Consider the following 17,992-nt stretch of genomic DNA (forward strand, 5'->3'; position numbering starts at 1 on the left):
AGTGCAAGATACACATAGTTCCAGGCAGATGAGGGAGCTGCACGGCGCGCTGATCAGTATCGTCAGCGTGATGAACCGGCCTCGAAATGATGAAAGGCTTATCAAGGACGCAGGCGTTCGGCTCGATCAGGCGCTTTTTCGCTTGCTGGTGCTGATCGAGCGTCTGGGACCGATTGGTGTCGTCGAGTTGGCCGATCGTCTGGGCCGGGACTACACCACCATCAGCCGACAGGTCAGCAAGCTCGAAAGCATGGAGCTTGTTACACGTCACGAAAATGCCGCTGACCGCCGCTTGCGGCAGGCCGTCATATCGCCAAAAGGCAAGGAAATGACGGACAGCATCGACGCCGCCCGTGAGCAGCTCGGCCGGGCGATATTCGAGAATTGGTCTGAGGATGACGTCGATAGCCTCGTGCGACTCATGCGCAAATTCGCCGACGCGCTGGAGCAGCAACTGCCAGCCGGGTCTTGAGCGGATTGAACCTTGCCTGCGCAGAAAGCGGCCCGGACATCGCGATGTTTGCGCGGGTTCGCTGCCGGAATGAATGCGCAGGAGGGTAGCTAGAATCACTCCCAGCACTACGCCATAGATTTCAACCTGGTAACAAAACTACAGGGGCGGCATAAAGCAGAAATCTTCAGGCAAAAAAGCGTAGGCAGGATCGCCAGCAGTCCTTGCCGAGATGCCTTGCATGCCAATTATCAAATGCGCGTCACCTGTTGTTCGCTCCACGCTTGCCGGTTTTGTTGCAGTGCTCGTCAGCGGTTGCGCCAGCGCGCCTTCTGTACCGTTGGGCCCCTGCGACAACGTGAGCTACACCCTTCATGACCCGGCAGAGCCGGTCAACCGCGGCATCTTCGCCTTTAACCGCACTGTCGACGATTATGCGTTGGCGCCAGTTGCCCGTGGTTATCGGCACTTGCCGGACTTCTTCCAGGCGGGCATTCACAACTTCGTCGCCAACTTCGGCGAGCCCAAGGTCTTCATCAACGACCTGCTGCAAGGCAATGGCGAACGCTCGGTCGCCACCTTCGGCCGGTTCGTGATTAACACCACCGTCGGCATCGTCGGTTTGATCGATGTCTCCGGCAAGATGGGCATCGAGCGCCACAAGGCCGACTTCGGCCAGACCTTCGGCGTGTGGAACATCGCCAGCGGGCCTATTGTCGAGCTGCCGTTGTTGGGCACCAGCAACCTCAGGGATGCGACCGGCAAAGTGCTGAGCTTCGCGGTTGATCCACTGGGCAGCAACAGCGACACCCTCAACACCTTGGGCACCATCAATACCGTCGGTGGAATTGTCGACGGCCGCGCCGGACTCTTGCCTGTCACAGACGAACTGCGCAAACAACCGGATTATTATCTGGCACTGCGTGACACCGTGGCCCAGAAACGCGCCAACTTTGTGGTGGAAGGCAAGAGAGGCAGCGTCGCCCAGGTCCTTTCAAGCTGCCCAAGCGGTGAGTCCGATGACGAATAAGAACGACGCCCTGGTACTGCACCGAAGAACGCGAGCCCCCAATCAGGCTTCATTGCACTGCCGGGAAATCGAACTGCGCCTCGCCGACGACGGCTGCCATGTAATGCTCAGCCGCTACGTCGAACTGTACAGCGACGAACACACTGCCTGGTGCTCGGTTCGCCACCATCGCATCCCTTTGACCCGCATGATCCGCTGGATAATCAGCAATGGGGAGGTGGTGAAGGTTTAGCGACGTGGTGTGCTGGTGAGCGGCAAAAATATCTCAAATCTGGCGCCGCGGGCTGATCGCCAGACCCAGGCCGAAGCCGCCGGTGTCGCGATCCCGGCTTCCATCAAACTGATTCGATAATCAAGTTATGTGGCGTGACGAACATCATCCCATCGATGTCATCCCTCCTTAACACTAAGCCGTTTTAATCGAACTCAATCGCGGGAGTCTGGGGTCAAGCCCAGCCCTCGTGTTTCTGCCGTTACGGCCCAGTTTGCACCAGTCTGATCAGTAGCGGAGCTTGCCCCCAATCTGCGCGAGCCCCGGTTGTCGCTGGACTTTTTCTGGTAACCAATGGAAGGAACAGTCGATGAGCTCTGTCAGCAAGATCACTACCGAGAAACCCGAAAATCCGGTGGATATCAAAGCCTGGGAGCAGGCGGTCCAGCAATCGAAGGAGGCCGGCATCCAGTGGGAGCTGCCTGCGGACGACAAGCGCACCGCGCAGGAAATCATCGACGACAGTCCGTTGCTCAAGAGCGTGGGTGGGCGGGGTGATCGGGGTGAAGCCAAGGACAACCTGATCGCACAGGTCGGTGATTACACCAAGGACCCGGACGCTGCGTTCCGCGCCGTCCAGGTACTCGAACACATCGAGACCTTCGACGCCAACGGTGGTCGCCTGGCCAGCAACGACATTGGCAACGACCGCATCGACGGCTATACCAGCAGCAGCGACGCCAGACATGGCACCGAGGCCGGTCGCCTGAAGGATTTTGGCAAATCCGGTTTCTCCAACCTCAAGGGCGAGCTGCACGAGGTTCGATCCGCCGCTGACGATCCTGCCACCAGGGAGCAGGCCGAAAAGCTGGGCATCCAATGGCAGCGCCCGGAAGGTGATGATCGCTCGGCCAAGGACATCATCGAAGGCGACCCGTTGCTCAAGAACCTCGGCAATCAAAGTGACGTCAAGGACATGCTCAAGGAGCAGGTCGGTGATTTTGAAACCGATCCTGACGCCGCCTTCCGTGCCACTCAAGTGCTGGCCCACATCGAGCAGTTCGACGGCAACGGCACGCGCATCGTCGGTAACGACGTCGCCAACGGCAGTGTCGACGGATACACCAAAAGCGGCGAGGCTAAGAACGGCACCGAGGCCGGCCGGCTGCAGGATTTCGGCAAGGACGGTTTCGCAACCCTCAAGGGCCAGATGACCAATGTGGCGGCCGCTGGCGACAACAAAGAAGCGCGCGAACAGGCTGAGAAACTCGGCATCATGTGGGCGCTACCCAAGGACGACACGCGTTCGGCCCAGGACATCATTGACGAAAATCCGCTGCTCAAGAACCTCGGTAACCAGAGCGGCGTCAAGGACATGCTCAAGGAGCAGGTCGGCGATTACGAGAAAGACGCCAACGCCGCCTTTCGCGCCGCCCAAGTGCTCGACCGGGTGACGATGTACGACGACAAGGGTAACGCGCAGTCTGGTGGTGACGTTTTCAACAGCAGCGTCGATGGCTTCACCAAAAGCGGCGAGGCAAAACACGGAACTGAAGCCGGCCGGCTGCAAGACTTCGGCAAACTGGGCTTTGACGCCCTGCCAGAGCTGAAGAAGACCGAGGAGATCAGCAGCTACAAGGACTACCTCAAGGCTAATCCTGACGCCGACGACGCCTCGAAAAAAATCGCCAGGTACACGGCGATCCTTGACGAGAACTACGACGCGATCAAGGGCAAGACCGGCTCGGCCGACATGACCCCCGAGGCGCTGGCCGATTACAAGAACAAGAATCCCCAGCTCGGTGATGAGGTCAAGGAGGCCCTGGACTTCTGGTCGCAACCCGGTGCCTTTGCGCTGCTCGACAACGCCAAGAGCCCGCTGGAGCAGGGCGTCGATGGCAAGGCCAGCCGTGGCGACGTGCAAGCCTTTCTCAAAAACACTGCCCCGAAAGATGTCGGCGCAGTAGGCACGCTGCTGGAAGCCGTCGCCGAAGGCAACCTGCTCAACAAGGTCAACACCGACAAACTCAACAAGGACGTATTCGAGCATCCGGAAAACTACACGGCAGAACAGAAAGCTGCCGTCCTTCAGGAACTCAAGGCTGCGCAGCAATTGATTGTCCAGGGTAGCGGCGCCGGCATGTGGAAAGACGACAAATCACAGGTCGCGATCGCCAACACTGTGCGCAGCCATCCCGACCCGCAAAAGCTCCTCGATGACGTCAACAAGCACATCTCGGTCCTTGAGAAAGACCCCGCAGTGGTCAAGTTCTACAACGAAAACGCGACCAGTGAACTGGCCAAGGTGCTGGAGGGCAGCGACGGGCTCAAGGACGCGTTGCAAAGCACCTACGACAACAGCATCAAGACCGGCGACGCGCTGGATAAATTCTGGGACACCAATACCAAGGACGGCAAAACCGATCAGCAGACAGCGCTCGCTCAGTTCTATAGCTCGGCGCAGAGCATGCAACAGGCCTTGGGTATCAGCAAACCCGGTGAAATCCAGGAGGCGGTGCAGAAGTCCGAGCACAATAAGGACTTCGAATCTTTCTATGAAAAATCCCTGGTGACGGGTGATCGCCTCAAGGAGTTGCTCAAGACCCAAAGCTTCGAAGAGGCGAGCAGCCAGTTCAGCATGGAAGTGGCGATGTACAACGCTGCGCTGAACCCGGAATTCACCGGCAAGTTCGACGACAAACTGACCGAAAACTACACGGCCATCGCTCAGGAGAATGTCTTTAATGACGCCACTTTCGAAGACCTGGAAAAGGCCTTCGGCAAGAATGGCGGCAAGGATCTGGATGAGGACAAGGTCAAGGCGCTGCTCGACGAGATCGGCAAGAGTAACCCTGAGCTATTGACCAATGCCGATGGCAAGGTCGCCACTTCCGACCAGATCCTGGCCGTGTTCAGAGGCAATTGGGACGTGCTGCGTCAAGGCACCAAGTCCATTTCCGAACTGGGCCTGTTCAGCGCGAACTCCTCGATCAAGGGCGCTTCCAGTGCCGGTGTTCTGCATGGCGTCAGCGGCCTGTTCATGGCCGGTATCACTATCGCCAAGGGTGCCAATGGCGCTGGCGCGCTGACCGATCGGCAGATCGTCGACATCAGCACCGGCTCGGTGCAAAGCGCGACGTTGCTGGTCGAAGGCGGTATCAAAAATTTCGCCAACAACTTCAAGGGCGCTGAAGATGTTATCGATCCGGACGTCTACAAGGACATCACCACCAACCTGTCGAAGCTGGAAAACGGCGCCAAGGGTCTCGGTGGACTTGCGGGCGTGGCGGCTGGCGCCTATGGCATTTTTGATGGCGTACAGTCGATCCGCAAAGGCGAACTGGTATCCGGGGGCATGAGCATCACCGCAGGCTCGCTGGGTGCCATGGCCGGGCTGGCTTCAGCGGCTGAAGGCGCGGCCGGGGTATTCCAGCTCGCTGGCAGCGTTGTGCGCGCCTTGCCACTGATCGCCGGGAGCCTGGGCATTGCGGCGGCCGGTGTTGGCGCCCTTGCCCTGCTGATTCCAGGCTTGATCGAGGAGGGCAAGCAGGAAACCCGCGTCGACCGCTTCTCCAACCACCTCAGCGACTACCTGACCCAGTACGAGATCGACGGCGTCGAGAACGGTGATCTCTCGGATGTGCCGTATGAAGAGTGGCCGGGCCCGGAGGAAAGCACGATCGCATCGTGATTGGTCCAGGCTGGGGTTTACCCGGCCTGGCCTTTCTGGAAACGAATTCCGGCCGGGCTGGCGCTGAGCGATCGGCACTCGTGTCAGAAGGTCGGCGTGTATTTCACGCTGAACATCATATTGCGCGGATCGCCGAAGTTGTTGTTGCCATTGAGCTGGTCATAGCCCGCAGTGTAGTAATGCTTGTCGAACAGGTTGTTGGCGTTCAGCGCCAGGCCGATCTCCTTCGTCAGCTGGTAGCCGAGGCGGGCATTCCACACGGTATAACCCGGTACGTCGAAGGTATGTTCGTAGCCCAGCGTATGGCTTTGCGTGGTGAAGCCCAGGCCAGTGCTGACACGACTCCAGTCGCCGCTGAACTGGTAATTGCTCCAGACCCGCAGCATGTGTTTAGGCGTCCAGTTGCTGAAGACTTTGCCTTCGTTGTCCGGGTCTTCCAGGTATTTGGTGGTGTTGTAGGTGTAACCGGCAAACAGTTGCAGGCCGGTGAGTACTTCGCCGCTGATTTCTGCGTCGATCCCCTGACTGCGAACTTTTCCTGATGACGTCGAGCAGTACCAGCCGTCGCAGGCGAAACCCGAAGCCAGGTCGTTGACGGGGCGATTCTCCTGGTCATAACGGAACACCGCCAGGGACGTGTTGATCCGGCCATCCAGCAGCTCGCCCTTGAGGCCGATTTCGTAGTTGCTGCCGATCACCGGTTTGAGCATCGAACCGCCCGTATCACGGACCGTTTGGGGTTCGAACACATCGGTGTAGCTGGCATAAACCGCCCATTCGCGGCTCAAGTCATAAACGATGCCGGCATAGGGCGTGACTTCCCCGGTTTCATTGGTGGTGCTATCAGCGTCCGGGATGGCAACGTTGCTGAATGCGACCTGGGTTGATGACGTGTAGCGGTAGTCGTACCAGCTGACCCGGGAGCCGAGCACCAGGGTTAACGGTTCGAACGGTTTGATCCGCCAGCTTCCGTACAGGCCTTTCTGCCGGACGTCGTACTTGCTGGGCGTTGCACGACCCCCGGTCGTATTGAGCAAACCGTCGTAGCTGATTTCCGGACGGTTGTGATCAATGCCGAAGATTGTGTCGCTGCTGTTATTGAAGGTTCGAGCGAAGCGGTCGTCTGATTTCAACTGGGCGTAGTTGCCGCCCAGCATGATTTCCTGCTGCATGGACAAGGCTTCGAAGCGTCCGGTGAGGTTCATGTCCAGACCGATCTTGGTCGAGTCGAAATCCGTTACGAAGTCGGCGTATTGCACGCCGCTGCCGTCCGCTTCGAGTCCGGCGCCACTGGTTTGCAAGCGCTGGTTTTTCGCCTTGTTGTCTTCCGCCATGCGCACGGCGCCGACCTTGAAGGCCCAGTCATCGTTGAAACGGTGCTCCAGGTCGGCATACACGGTGGTGACATCGATGTCCGAATGGTTCCAGCGAGCGCCGGTGTAGGTTGAACGCGACAGATCGACGGGTTTACCGTCGGCGTAGCGAGGCAGGCCGCGGATCATCGGTCGCGACTCGCTATCGGAGCGGCTCACAGCCAGACCAAGGGTGGTGTCCTCGCGCAGGTCGATGTCCAGCGCGCCGTAGAGCGAGTGAGTCTTGCTCCACTCGTAGTCGATGAATGAATCGCTCTGGTCTTCGTCGGCCACGAAACGGCCACGCACGGTGCCGGTCTGGTTCAGGGGGCCACCGGCATCCAGTTGCAGCCCGTAGTGATCCCAGGAACCGGCCTTGCCGGTTACGGTCACGGTCGAAGCGTTCTGGCCGCGCTTGCGCACCAGATTGATCGCGCCGCCGGGGCTGCCGGTGCCTTGAAGCAGGCCCGATGCGCCACGCAGCACTTCCATGCGATCAAAGAAGATCAGGTCCTGGGTGGCCCAATTGCCCAAGGCATAGGTGTTGCGCGGGATCGGCACGCCGTCGTACTGCCAGTCATCGATCTGAAAACCCCGCGAGGTGAGGATCATGCCCTTGCCCACGCCCTGAACGCCGACCAAGCCGGTGGTCTTGTTGGCTGCGTCCTTGAGGTCGGTGAGGTCCTGGTCATCCATTTGCTTGCGCGTCATCACAGTGACTGACTGCGGGATTTCCTTGAGCGTGTGCGTGCCCTTGCCGATTGTCACGGCCCGCGCGGCATAGGAGCCGGAGCCTTCGGTGGCGGCGTCGGTGCTGCGTTCAACGATGTTGGTGGCATCCAGTTGCAGCGCGTCGCTGTCCGCGACCGGCTCGACGCTGAAGTTGCCTTGATCCGTCACCCGTAACTGCAAGCCGCTGCCCGCCAGCGCCCTGATCATCGCTTGCTCAACCGGCATCTGGCCGATCACCGCTGGCGCCTGTTTGCCCTGCACCAGTGAAGGTTTCAGCGAAATGATGTGCCCACTCTGGCCGGCGATCGCATTAAGCGTACTGGCGAGCGGGCCGGCCGGCAGATTGAAGGTCAGGTTTTGCGCCAGGGCAGGGCTCGCCAGAGTTGTCAGAGCGACGGCAACGGAAAGGGCTTGGGGCCAGGTGTTGAACACAAAATTTCTCCTGTTTGTATGGAAGTGTCAGGAGATAGGTGGGATGAGAAATGAAAACCGGACACAAATAAGATCGATTTTCAAAAAAACTTTTGCCGCGTTACTAATAGCCAATCACTTCCGGGAGCCAATCAGCGTCAGCCAGGGGCTGTAGCGATCCACGCGTATCGGCAGGGTTTCCGCCAGAGCATTCAAGGCCCGGTCGGGATCGTCTAGCGGGAACACACCCTGCACGCGCAAGCCTCGAATCTCCGGCGCCACGCGCACAAAACCTCGACTGTAAGGGCGCAGGGCATCGACCACTTGTTCAAGGGGTTCGTCCAGCACATTCAACCTGCCGCTCAGCCAGTCGGCGCGTTGGCGCTGATCGCCACTGACGAGGTCAATCCGCCGGGCGTGCAGCAGAGCCGACTGACCTTCTTGCACCACTCGCGCCGTGCCGTCGAACAATCGTGCTTCGACCGAGTGCTGCAACACCACCAATCGGCTGGCCTCCTGCTCCTGGGCAACGAGAAACCGGGTACCCAGCGCGCGCACTTCGCCTTGGGCGGTGCGCACGCGCAACGGCCGGCGCGGGTCTGGCGCCACCTCAATCAGCAGTTCGCCATGGCGCAGAATCACCAGCCGTTGCTGGTCATCGAAGCGCAGATCCACCGCGCTATTGGCGTTCAGGCTCAGGCGACTGCCATCGGCCAGATCAAAGTTCTGACGCTGGCCGCGCCCGGTGTGCAGGTCCGCCAGCAGCGCATCAGCCAGCTGCGTCCCGGCACCCAGCCAGACACCGCCGCCGAGCAGGCCCAGGCCAGCGATCACGCGCAAGGCATCGCGACGCGAAGCATTAGGCTGCAATAGCACTTGGCGGGCTTCGCCGGCGTGGCCGGGCAAGCGTCGATCCATGGCGAGAACGGTGTTGAATGAACCGCCGAGACGATCCTGCAATCTGGCCCAGGCCTGGCTATGCGCCTGGTCCATCGCCAACCACGTGTTAAAGCGTTCCTGCAGCGCGGCATCAGGCGTACTGGCGCGAAGTTTGACCATCCAGTCGATGGCCTGCTCGCTTGCCGGATCCAGGCGCGGCGGGTTCATGGTGTCATTTCGCACAGATAGCACTGACGCAATGCCTGTTTCATGTAGCGACTGACCGTGCGCTCCGACAGCCCCAGCTTCTGGGCAATCGCCACGTAGCTCAGGCCATCCAGCTGGCTGTAGAGGAAAGTGGCCTTGACGACCATCGGCAGGCCGTCGATAGCCCGGTCGATGGCCACCAGGGCTTCGATCAGCAGCAACTGTTCTTCGGGGGAGGGTGCCAGCGCCTCGGGCAGGACGGACAAGCGCTCCAGGTAGGCCAACTCCAGCTTGCGCCGACGATGACGATCAAAGATCAGCCGGCGCGCGATGGTCGAAAGGTAGGCACGGGGTTGCTCGATGCTGTCGGGATCGACGCGCGCCGCCAGGATCTGACAAAACGTATCGGCTGCGGTGTCTTCGGCGTCCGCCCGATTGCGCAGATGCCGATGAATATGCGCCAGCAGCCAACGATGATGGTCGCTGAAAAAGAATCCCAGTTTGCTGGACGAAGGAGATTGCACTGGTTGGCTTTCCAGATCTTATTGAAAATCGTTCGCAATAATACCTGTGTGACAAGAGACAGTGCAATCCTGTGTGAAGCGGAGCAGCGCCTTGCGGATTGGTTTGCGTCAGCTACTGCACATGCCAGCCTAACTGGCTGGAAATCTGCTGCGTGGCTTCCATCAGCCGCTTGACGTAGTCCTGCTTGAGTTCTTCGCGAAAGCGAAAGCAAGGGAATGACACGCTCATGCCACCGATCACATGGCCAAAACGGTCGCGGATGGGGGCGGCCAGACAGCGCATATTGTCTTCGAATTCTTCATGGTCTTCGGCATAGCCCTGGGCGCGAACCACTTCCAGTTCTTGCAGATAGGCCTCGATGCTGGTCAGGGTGTTGGCGGTGCGGCGTTCGAAGCTTTCTTCCTGCAAATGGGCGATCAGCTCAGGCTGCTCCAGCCACGCCATCAGCACCTTGCCGATACCGGTGCAGTAAAGCGGCGCACGTCGGCCGATGCGCGAGTACATGCGCAGATTGTATTTGGAGTCGATCTTGTGCACGTAGACGATGTTGCCTTCGTCGAGAATTCCCAGGTGCACGGTCTCGCCGGTCAATTCGTTGATACGCCGCATGCCCGGTTCCGCCTCGCGGACGATGTCCAGGTGGGGCAGGGCTTGCGCGCCCAGTTCAAACAGCCTAACGCTGAGCCGATAGCGATCTTCGGCGTCCTGCACCACATAGCCGCGGGCCTTGAGTGACTGCAGAAACCGGTAAACCGTGCTTTTGGACATGTCCAGTTTCTGCGCGATTTCCGACACGCCGCTTTCCTCGGGATGCTCGGCCAAGGCCTCAAGGACGGCCATGGTCCGGGCGACGGCGGAGACCAGTTCGTTGTTCTGAAGGGTGCTGTTGTCCATGAAGGCTCCAACGGGAACGAAAACCCAAGGATATACGTTAGCGAATCAAAACGCTGTTTCATTTTTCTTGACGGTCGAGAAAATCTGACTAAACTCGGCCACAAGCTTTTAAAATGAAACGCCGTTTTAAAAATAACAAAGGCGCGCAGTGATGAAGGTAATTCCCGGGCAACGCCCGCAAACCGTTTCACCTCGTCCACTCAAAGTGGCGCTGGTGGGCGAGTGCATGATCGAGATGCGCGGCGAGCCAGTCTCCGGTTTCAGCCAGACCTTCGGCGGCGATACGCTCAACGCTGCGGTTTATCTTTCCCGATTGAATCCCGACTCGCGGATTGTCGTGGACTACGTCACCGCCATCGGCGCCGACAGCTTCAGTGACGCCATGCGTCAGTTGTGGCGCGACGAAGGCGTCGGCGACCAACATGTGCGCGTAATTGAGGATGCGCTGCCGGGGTTGTACTTCATCCAGACCGACACCCAAGGCGAAAGACGCTTTCTGTATTGGCGGGGCGAAGCCGCAGCGCGGAGCATGTTTGACGGCCCTGAAGCCGACGCCCTGTTGCATGCCCTTGCGGATTACGACTACGTCTATCTGAGTGGCATCAGCCTGGCGATTCTCACCGCCAATGGCCGCGAGCGGCTGATGCAGGCTTTGCGTCAGGCCCGTGAATCCGGCACGCGCATCGTCTTCGACAACAACTACCGTCCCCATCTGTGGCCCGATGCCCAGGCCGCGCGCCAGGCCTATGGCGCCATGCTGCGCCTGACTGACCTGGCGCTGATTACCTGGGAGGACGACGCCGCATTGTTCGGTTATGCCGATGTCGAGGCGTTGTTCCGCGCCTACGCAGATTTTGGCGTCGCCGAAGTCGCCCTCAAGCGTGGCGTCGCTTCGTGCTTGATCCAGTGCGCCTCAGGTCGTTTCGAAGTGCCCGCCGAGCAGGTGCGGCAGATCGTCGACACCACGGCGGCGGGCGACTCCTTCAGCGCGGCTTATCTTTCGTGTCGCCTGCAAGGTGGTGATCCACAACTGGCTGCGCGTTGGGGTCATCGACTGGCGGCCCAGGTCGTCCAGCATCGCGGTGCACTGATCCCCTGCGCCGCCATGCCCAGCCTGAACATGCCTTCATTTTCTTCTGCCGTAGAGGCCTGATCCTATGAAAATCATTGAAGCCCGCGTCATTGTTACCTGCCCGGGCCGCAACCTGATCACCCTGAAAATCGTCACTGATTCCGGTATCTACGGCATCGGCGATGCGACCTTGAATGGCCGGGAACTGGCAGTGGTTGCCTATCTTGAAGAACACGTGCTGCCAGCACTGATCGGGCGCGATGCCCGGCGCATCGAAGACATCTGGCAGTACCTGTATCGAGGGGCCTACTGGCGCCGTGGCCCGGTGACCATGACCGCGATTGCCGCCGTAGACGTTGCCCTGTGGGACATCAAGGCCAAGGCCGCGCAGATGCCGTTGTACCAGTTGCTCGGTGGCAAAAGTCGCGAGCGGGTGATGGTCTACGGGCATGCCACGGGCAAGGACATCGAAGGTTGCCTGGACGAAGTCGCCCGTCATGTCGAACTAGGTTACAAGGCGGTGCGCGTGCAATGCGGGATTCCCGGTATCGCCACCACCTATGGCGTGGCTAAGCGCAGCGGTGAGCGATATGAGCCGGCCGACAGTGACCTGCCCGCTGAACATGTATGGGACACCGCCAAATACCTGAACCACGTACCCAAGCTGTTTGCCGCAGTGCGCGAGCGTTTCGGCGATGACTTGCACATCCTGCATGATGTGCATCATCGCCTTACGCCCATTGAAGCGGGGCGTCTGGGCAAGTCGGTCGAGCCATTCAACCTGTTCTGGCTCGAAGACTGCACTCCGGCCGAGAATCAGGAAGCCTTCCGCCTCATCCGCCAACACACCACCACCCCGCTGGCGGTGGGTGAGGTGTTCAACTCCATTCATGACTGCCGCGAGCTGATCCAGGAACAGTTGATCGACTACATCCGCGCCACGCTGGTACACGCCGGTGGCATTACCCATGTGCGACGCATCGCCGACTTTGCCGCGCTCTATCAGGTGCGCACCGGCTTTCATGGCGCCACCGACCTGTCGCCGGTGTGCATGGGCGCGGCGCTGCATTTCGATACCTGGGTGCCCAATTTCGGCATCCAGGAACACATGCCCCACGACGAACGTATCGACGAGGTGTTTCCCCACGCCTATCGCTTTGAAGACGGCCACTTCACCCCCGGCGAAGTCCCGGGGCATGGCGTCGACATCGACGAGAACCTGGCGGCGAAATACCCCTATAAACGCGCCAGCCTGCCGGTCAATCGCCTGGAAGACGGCACGCTCTGGCACTGGTAAGCGCTGTTTCGACTGATCAATAACTACAAGAACACAGGGCGCCACCCGCCCTGGCAGGAGTTACCCGATGAAAGCTTTTCAAGTAAGAGCACCTTTTGAATTCGGCCTGGCGCACGTCGAGATGCCCCAAGTGGCGCCTGGTGAAGTCAAGGTCGACGTCGCCTACGCCGGTATCTGTGGCTCGGACATGCACATCATCCACGGGCAGAACGCCTTTGTGCGTTTTCCGCGGGTGACCGGCCATGAGTTTTCAGGCGTAGTGCGCGAAGTGGGCGAGGGGGTCGAGAACCTCAAAGTCGGCGACCGCGTGTGCATCGACCCGGTAATCAGCTGTGGCACCTGCTACCCGTGCCGGATCAACCGGCCGAACGTCTGCACTCGACTGCAAGTGATTGGCGTACACCGTGATGGCGGTTTCAGCGAGCAAGTCTGTGTGCCGGCCGAGAATGCCCACCGCTTGCCTGACTCGATGTCCCTGAGCCACGCGGCGCTGGTGGAACCATACTCCATCGCCCTCAACGTGCTTGATCGCATGCAGCCCCATCCGGGCGACAGCCTGTTGATCTACGGCGCAGGCGTGATTGGCCTGACCCTGGTGCAGATGGCCCGGGCGCTGGGGCTGACCGATATCACCGTGACCGACGTCATCGACACACGCCTGGACACCGCCAAGGCTCTGGGCGCCAGCCGCACCCTCAACGGCAAGGATGTCGACGTCGAGGCGACCATGCGCGAATTGACCGATGGCGAAGGCGTGCCGCTGATCGTTGACGCGGCCTGCATTCCGGCGCTGATGCCGCAAATGGTGCGCCTCGCCTCGCCAGCGGGGCGGATCGGCCTGCTGGGTTTCAACGCGGTGCCGAGCGATCTGGTGCAACTGGAAATGATCAAGAAAGAACTGACGCTGGTGGGATCGCGCCTGAACAATCGCAAGTTTCCACGGGTGATCGAACTGATCGCCAGTGGCAAATTGCAAGTCCAGGAAATGATCAGTCATCGCGTCAGCTTCGACGAAATGCCGGCGGCAATCGACTTGATCGAAAGCCATCCCGAACAGACCCGCAAGGTCCTCGTGGAACTGAGCGGCGCTCATCAATAGTCCGTTGTAGATACTCGTGCCCATCCGGGCACCCTCACCGAATAAACACAAGAAGCGGGAGGTTCCAATGTTTGGTCAAGGTCGCACGTTAATCATCATCATGCTGTTCCTGGCAGGCGTCATCAATTACCTGGATCGCTCGGCATTGTCCGTTGCGGCCCCCTTCATCCAGAAAGACTACGGTCTGACGACGGGTGAAATGGGCATGATCTTCAGTAGTTTTTTCGTCGGTTATGCGGTGTTCAACTTTGTCGGCGGCTGGGCGGCCGACCGCTACGGGGCGAAAACCACGCTGTTGCTGGCGATGGTGCTGTGGTCGCTGTTCAGCGGTCTCACAGTGCTGACGATAGGCTTCGCCTCGCTGGTGTTCATCCGCATCCTGTTCGGTATGGGTGAAGGGCCGTTGAGCGTCACCACGAGCAAGATGGTCAACAACTGGTACACCCCGAAACAACGGGCGCGGGCGCTGGGTACGTCGATGTCCGGCACGCCGTTGGGCGGCGCGATTTCCGGGCCGGTGGTGGGCTTTATCGCCATCAGTTACGGCTGGAAGGTGTCGTTCATCATCATTATGGCGTTGGGCCTGATCTGGGCGCTGGTGTGGTTCAAGTTCGTCAAGGACAAGCCTAAAGGCAAGGTCGCCGAGGAAATTCTGCAGGCCGAAGGCAAGAGCGAAGTTGCGGCGCTTCCGGTTCATCCGCTGCGTTACTACCTCAAGCAACCGACGGTACTGTTCACCGCGCTGGCCTTCTTTTCCTATAACTACACGCTGTTCTTTTTCCTGACCTGGTTCCCCAGCTACCTGACCATGGCCCACGGCCTGAACGTCAAGGACATGAGCATCGCCACGGTCATTCCCTGGCTGTTGGGTTTCCTCGGTCTGGCCTTGGGCGGTTTCATTTCCGACTTCGTGTTCAAGAAGACCGGGCGGATGATGTTCTCCCGCAAAGTGGTACTGGTGACATGCCTGTTGGCCTGTGCCGCGTGCATCGCCTTCGCCGGGATCGTCAAAACCCTGTATCCGGCGGTCATCCTCGTCGCCTTGGCCGTGTTCTTCCTGTACCTCACCGGTGCCATCTACTGGGCGATCATCCAGGACACCGTGCCTGCAGCGCGGGTGGGCGGTGTCAGTGGCTTCATGCACTTTCTGGCTAACACGTCGGGCATCATTGGTCCGACCCTGACCGGCTTTCTGGTGGAATTCACCGGTTCGTTCACCAGTGCGTTCCTGCTGGCGGGACTACTGACCGTGATCGGCGCCGTGTGTGTGGCGCGCTATGTCAAACCCCTTTCGGCGGCGGATACCGGTAGCGCGGAGGCGCAAAGCCCGCAACCAGGTTCGGCCCTGAGCCGACCATAACCCGTCATGAACAAAAGGAGCATGTCGATGCCTGTTGTGAAACGTGTGCCCTCTACCGGTGCTGTCCGTGAGATCGGCATTGTGCATCTCGGCCTGGGGGCGTTTCATCGCGCCCACCAGGCGGTCTATCTGCAACGCCATCTCAATCGCCACGGCGAAAGTGACTGGGGATTGTGCAGTGCCAACCTGCGCTCGAATAGCACATTGGTTGATCAATTGCGCGAGCAGGACGGCCGCTACCATGTGGCCGAGTATCGCGATCGCGAGCAGGTAACGCTGCGTGAGATCGGTGTATTGCGCCAGGCCTTGTATGTGGGCGAGGGCGGCCACGAGCTGGAATTGCTGTTACAGCGCATGGCTACGCCGCAAACACGGATCGTCACGCTCACCGTCACCGAGAAAGGTTACTGCCTGAGTCCTGCCACCGGGCAGTTGCGCATTGAAGATCCGGCGATTGCCCACGACATCGCTCATCCGCAAGCGCCGCGTACAGCGCCCGGCATTCTCCTCGAAGCACTGCGTCGCCGGCGTGCGGCAGGCATTCCGGCGTTTACCGTGTTGTGCTGCGACAACATGCCGGACAACGGCCAGCGCACTCGCCAGGCGGTGAGTGCCTTGGCGGCGATGCAGGACGAAGGATTGGCGCAGTGGGTCAACGAGCACGTGGCGTTCCCTGGCTGCATGGTTGACCGGATCGTCCCCGCCATGGATGGCGAAGCCTTCACTCGGCTGGAACAGCAACTGGACTGCCGCGACCGTGCGGCCGTGGTCTGTGAAAGTTTCAGCCAGTGGGTGATCGAGGATCACTTTCCGCTCGGGCGTCCGGACTGGGAGGTGGAAGGGGTGCAGATGGTGGACGACGTCCGTCCGTTTGAAACGATGAAACTGCGCATGCTCAACGGCAGCCATTCGTTGCTGGCCTACCTGGGTTTGCTGGTCGGCCACGAATCGGTGTTCGACGCCATCAATGATGCGGATCTGGCGCAGTTCGTCGAGCGTTACATGGCCGAGGAAGCAGCGCCCACCCTGGACATGCCAGCGGGCATTGATCTTGCGGTCTATGCCCAGGATCTGAAGGCGCGCTTTGCCAATGACAGCCTGCAACATCGCCTGCGCCAGATCGCCATGGACGGCTCGCAGAAACTACCGCAACGCTGGCTGCTCAGCGCGCAGCAGTTGCTCGACGAGGGGCGCGGCCTGGCCTGCACCGCGTTGGGTATCGCAGCATGGATTCACTATTGCACGCAGCCGCTGCCCGACGGTTCGGCGCGCGTTATTGACGACCCCTTGAGCGCAACATTTGCCGATCTTGCCGGAAGATTCGAAGGCGCGTCGTTGGTGGATGCCTTTCTCGATCTGGACGAAGTTTTCCCGGCGGCGCTTTCCGAGCGCACAGCATTTCGTGACGCCGTGCAACGCGCCTATGGCGCTCTGATTCGCGACGGCGTGGGCAGCCTTTTACACACCTTTGCTGCACACAACTAACAAGAAAGGAGAACAACATGGAACAGACATGGCGCTGGTTTGGCCCCAAAGACCCGATCTCCCTGGTGGACGTCCGCCAAACCGGTGCGACCGGAATCGTCACCGCGTTGCACGAAATCCCCAATGGCGAAATCTGGCCGGTAAACGCCATTGCGGCGCGCAAACAGATGATCGAAGCCGCCGGCTTGAGCTGGTCGGTGGTGGAAAGCATTCCGGTGCATGAAGACATCAAGCGCGGTTGCGGCCGGCGTGACGAGTACATTGCCAACTACCAGCAAAGCGTGCGCAACCTGGCGAGCTGCGGCATCGATATCGTGTGCTACAACTTCATGCCGGTGTTGGACTGGACCCGCACTGACCTGGCCTGGGAGCTGGCGGACGGCGGTTGGGCGCTGCGTTTCGATCAAACCGCGTTTGCCGCGTTCGACCTGTTCATCCTCCAGCGCCCGGATGCGCAGGCCGAATACAGCGCCGAGGATATCCAGCAGGCCAAGGCCTACTTCGAGCAACTGACGCCAGCGCAGAGCGAAACTCTGGTCAACACCTTGATCGCCGGTTTGCCCGGCGCCGAAGAACACTACAGTCTGGAAGACTTCCGGGCCTTGCTGCGCACCTATGCCGAAATCGACGAAGCCCGGCTGCGTGAGCACCTGGGGTACTTTTTACGCGCGGTGATACCGGTTGCAGAGGAAGTGGGCGTGCGCATGGCAATCCACCCGGACGATCCACCCCGGGCGCTGCTCGGCTTGCCGCGCATCCTGTCCACCGCCGAAGACGCTCAATGGTTGCTGGACGCCGCCCCAAGTCCGGCCAATGGCCTGACGTTCTGTACCGGTTCCTATGGCGTGCGCGCAGACAACGATCTGGTGGCGATGGCCAAGCACTTTGCGCCTTTCATCTACTTCACCCACTTACGCTCAACCCGCCGCGAGGCGGATCCGCGCAGCTTCCATGAAGCCCATCATTTGGACGGCGACGTCGACATGGTCGGGGTGATCAGTGCCCTGGTGGCAGAAGAGCGCAGGCGTGAACGCGAAGGTGGCCCACGCTTGCCGCTGCGTCCGGACCATGGGCATCAACTGCTCGACGATCAGCACCGGAAAAGCAACCCTGGTTATTCGCTGATCGGGCGCCTCAAGGGCCTGGCAGAAATCCGCGGTGTGGAATTGGCCGTGCGTCAACAGTTGGGCTGAGACTCGGATTTTTTGTTGGAGCGAGGCTTGCCCGCGAAGAACGATAACGCGGTGATTCAGACATACCGCATTGGTTTCTTCGCGGGCAAGCCTCGCTCCCACG

The 17,992-nt window shown here is 60.0% G+C and carries 14 protein-coding genes; 10 read left to right on the forward strand and 4 right to left on the reverse strand.

Features of this window, described 5'->3' with window-relative positions; translation table 11 throughout:
• Positions 1–28: 28 nt before the first annotated feature.
• From AFK24_RS05510 to AFK24_RS05525, 4 genes are all read left to right on the forward strand, one after another.
• Entirely contained in the window at positions 29–472 is a 444-nt protein-coding gene (locus AFK24_RS05510) for a MarR family winged helix-turn-helix transcriptional regulator (protein WP_240500339.1), read from the forward strand.
• A 220-nt stretch (positions 473–692) separates the two neighbouring features.
• A complete protein-coding gene (locus AFK24_RS05515) occupies positions 693–1,481 on the forward strand; it encodes an MlaA family lipoprotein (RefSeq protein WP_065832278.1) in 789 nt (262 codons plus the stop codon).
• Positions 1,471–1,713 carry a hypothetical protein gene (locus AFK24_RS05520; protein WP_065832279.1) on the forward strand — a complete coding sequence of 81 codons (243 nt, stop codon included), beginning with the start codon at positions 1,471–1,473 and terminating at the stop codon, positions 1,711–1,713. The genes AFK24_RS05515 and AFK24_RS05520 overlap by 11 nt, the downstream gene beginning before the upstream one ends.
• Before the next feature lie 349 nt (positions 1,714–2,062).
• On the forward strand, positions 2,063–5,383 hold the full coding sequence (locus tag AFK24_RS05525; RefSeq protein ID WP_065832280.1) for a type III effector HrpK domain-containing protein: 3,321 nt from the start codon (positions 2,063–2,065) through the stop codon (positions 5,381–5,383).
• Between the two features lie 83 nt (positions 5,384–5,466).
• Here the strand turns inward: AFK24_RS05525 and AFK24_RS05530 are convergent, their stop codons facing one another.
• From AFK24_RS05530 to kdgR, 4 genes are all read right to left on the reverse strand, one after another.
• Positions 5,467–7,899: a TonB-dependent siderophore receptor gene (locus tag AFK24_RS05530; RefSeq protein WP_065832281.1), complete on the reverse strand. Its 2,433-nt coding sequence runs from the start codon at positions 7,897–7,899 to the stop codon at positions 5,467–5,469.
• Positions 7,900–8,013: 114 nt separating this feature from the next.
• The gene (locus tag AFK24_RS05535) at positions 8,014–8,985 is read right to left on the reverse strand and encodes a FecR domain-containing protein (RefSeq protein WP_065832282.1); all 972 of its coding nucleotides are present in this window, start codon (positions 8,983–8,985) and stop codon (positions 8,014–8,016) included.
• Positions 8,982–9,488 carry a sigma-70 family RNA polymerase sigma factor gene (locus AFK24_RS05540; RefSeq protein ID WP_065832283.1) on the reverse strand — a complete coding sequence of 169 codons (507 nt, stop codon included), beginning with the start codon at positions 9,486–9,488 and terminating at the stop codon, positions 8,982–8,984. Before AFK24_RS05540 ends, AFK24_RS05535 begins: the two co-directional genes overlap by 4 nt.
• Before the next feature lie 112 nt (positions 9,489–9,600).
• Complete coding sequence (gene kdgR / locus AFK24_RS05545; RefSeq protein ID WP_065832284.1) at positions 9,601–10,383, reverse strand: DNA-binding transcriptional regulator KdgR; 783 nt, start codon at positions 10,381–10,383, stop codon at positions 9,601–9,603.
• A 151-nt stretch (positions 10,384–10,534) separates the two neighbouring features.
• On the opposite strand from kdgR, the gene AFK24_RS05550 reads away from it, so the two are divergent.
• From AFK24_RS05550 to uxuA, 6 genes are all read left to right on the forward strand, one after another.
• Positions 10,535–11,536, forward strand: coding sequence for a sugar kinase (locus tag AFK24_RS05550; RefSeq protein ID WP_065832285.1), 1,002 nt, complete (start codon positions 10,535–10,537; stop codon positions 11,534–11,536).
• Between the two features lie 4 nt (positions 11,537–11,540).
• Entirely contained in the window at positions 11,541–12,752 is a 1,212-nt protein-coding gene (manD, locus tag AFK24_RS05555; protein WP_065832286.1) for a D-mannonate dehydratase ManD, read from the forward strand.
• Positions 12,753–12,819: 67 nt separating this feature from the next.
• On the forward strand, positions 12,820–13,851 hold the full coding sequence (locus AFK24_RS05560) for a Zn-dependent oxidoreductase (protein WP_065832287.1): 1,032 nt from the start codon (positions 12,820–12,822) through the stop codon (positions 13,849–13,851).
• A 67-nt stretch (positions 13,852–13,918) separates the two neighbouring features.
• A complete protein-coding gene (locus AFK24_RS05565; protein WP_065832288.1) occupies positions 13,919–15,211 on the forward strand; it encodes an MFS transporter in 1,293 nt (430 codons plus the stop codon).
• A gap of 27 nt (positions 15,212–15,238) precedes the next feature.
• Positions 15,239–16,696 carry a mannitol dehydrogenase family protein gene (locus AFK24_RS05570; protein ID WP_065832289.1) on the forward strand — a complete coding sequence of 486 codons (1,458 nt, stop codon included), beginning with the start codon at positions 15,239–15,241 and terminating at the stop codon, positions 16,694–16,696.
• 17 nt (positions 16,697–16,713) lie between these two features.
• On the forward strand, positions 16,714–17,889 hold the full coding sequence (uxuA, locus tag AFK24_RS05575; protein ID WP_065832290.1) for a mannonate dehydratase: 1,176 nt from the start codon (positions 16,714–16,716) through the stop codon (positions 17,887–17,889).
• Positions 17,890–17,992: the final 103 nt, after the last annotated feature.

This window comes from Pseudomonas syringae (genome assembly GCF_001698815.1).
GTDB classification, from domain to species: Bacteria; Pseudomonadota; Gammaproteobacteria; order Pseudomonadales; family Pseudomonadaceae; genus Aquipseudomonas; species Aquipseudomonas syringae_A.

What these genes read in the sequence shown, in the direction of transcription:
- AFK24_RS05520 (WP_065832279.1), top strand. Translation starts at nt 1,471, where the DNA reads ATGACGAATAAGAACGACGCCCTGGTACTGCACCGAAGAACGCGAGCC.
- manD (WP_065832286.1), top strand. Translation starts at nt 11,541, where the DNA reads ATGAAAATCATTGAAGCCCGCGTCATTGTTACCTGCCCGGGCCGCAAC.
- AFK24_RS05550 (WP_065832285.1), top strand. Translation starts at nt 10,535, where the DNA reads ATGAAGGTAATTCCCGGGCAACGCCCGCAAACCGTTTCACCTCGTCCA.
- kdgR (WP_065832284.1), bottom strand. Translation starts at nt 10,383, where the DNA reads ATGGACAACAGCACCCTTCAGAACAACGAACTGGTCTCCGCCGTCGCC.
- AFK24_RS05560 (WP_065832287.1), top strand. Translation starts at nt 12,820, where the DNA reads ATGAAAGCTTTTCAAGTAAGAGCACCTTTTGAATTCGGCCTGGCGCAC.
- AFK24_RS05525 (WP_065832280.1), top strand. Translation starts at nt 2,063, where the DNA reads ATGAGCTCTGTCAGCAAGATCACTACCGAGAAACCCGAAAATCCGGTG.
- AFK24_RS05510 (WP_240500339.1), top strand. Translation starts at nt 29, where the DNA reads ATGAGGGAGCTGCACGGCGCGCTGATCAGTATCGTCAGCGTGATGAAC.
- AFK24_RS05565 (WP_065832288.1), top strand. Translation starts at nt 13,919, where the DNA reads ATGTTTGGTCAAGGTCGCACGTTAATCATCATCATGCTGTTCCTGGCA.
- uxuA (WP_065832290.1), top strand. Translation starts at nt 16,714, where the DNA reads ATGGAACAGACATGGCGCTGGTTTGGCCCCAAAGACCCGATCTCCCTG.
- AFK24_RS05515 (WP_065832278.1), top strand. Translation starts at nt 693, where the DNA reads ATGCCAATTATCAAATGCGCGTCACCTGTTGTTCGCTCCACGCTTGCC.
- AFK24_RS05570 (WP_065832289.1), top strand. Translation starts at nt 15,239, where the DNA reads ATGCCTGTTGTGAAACGTGTGCCCTCTACCGGTGCTGTCCGTGAGATC.
- AFK24_RS05535 (WP_065832282.1), bottom strand. Translation starts at nt 8,985, where the DNA reads ATGAACCCGCCGCGCCTGGATCCGGCAAGCGAGCAGGCCATCGACTGG.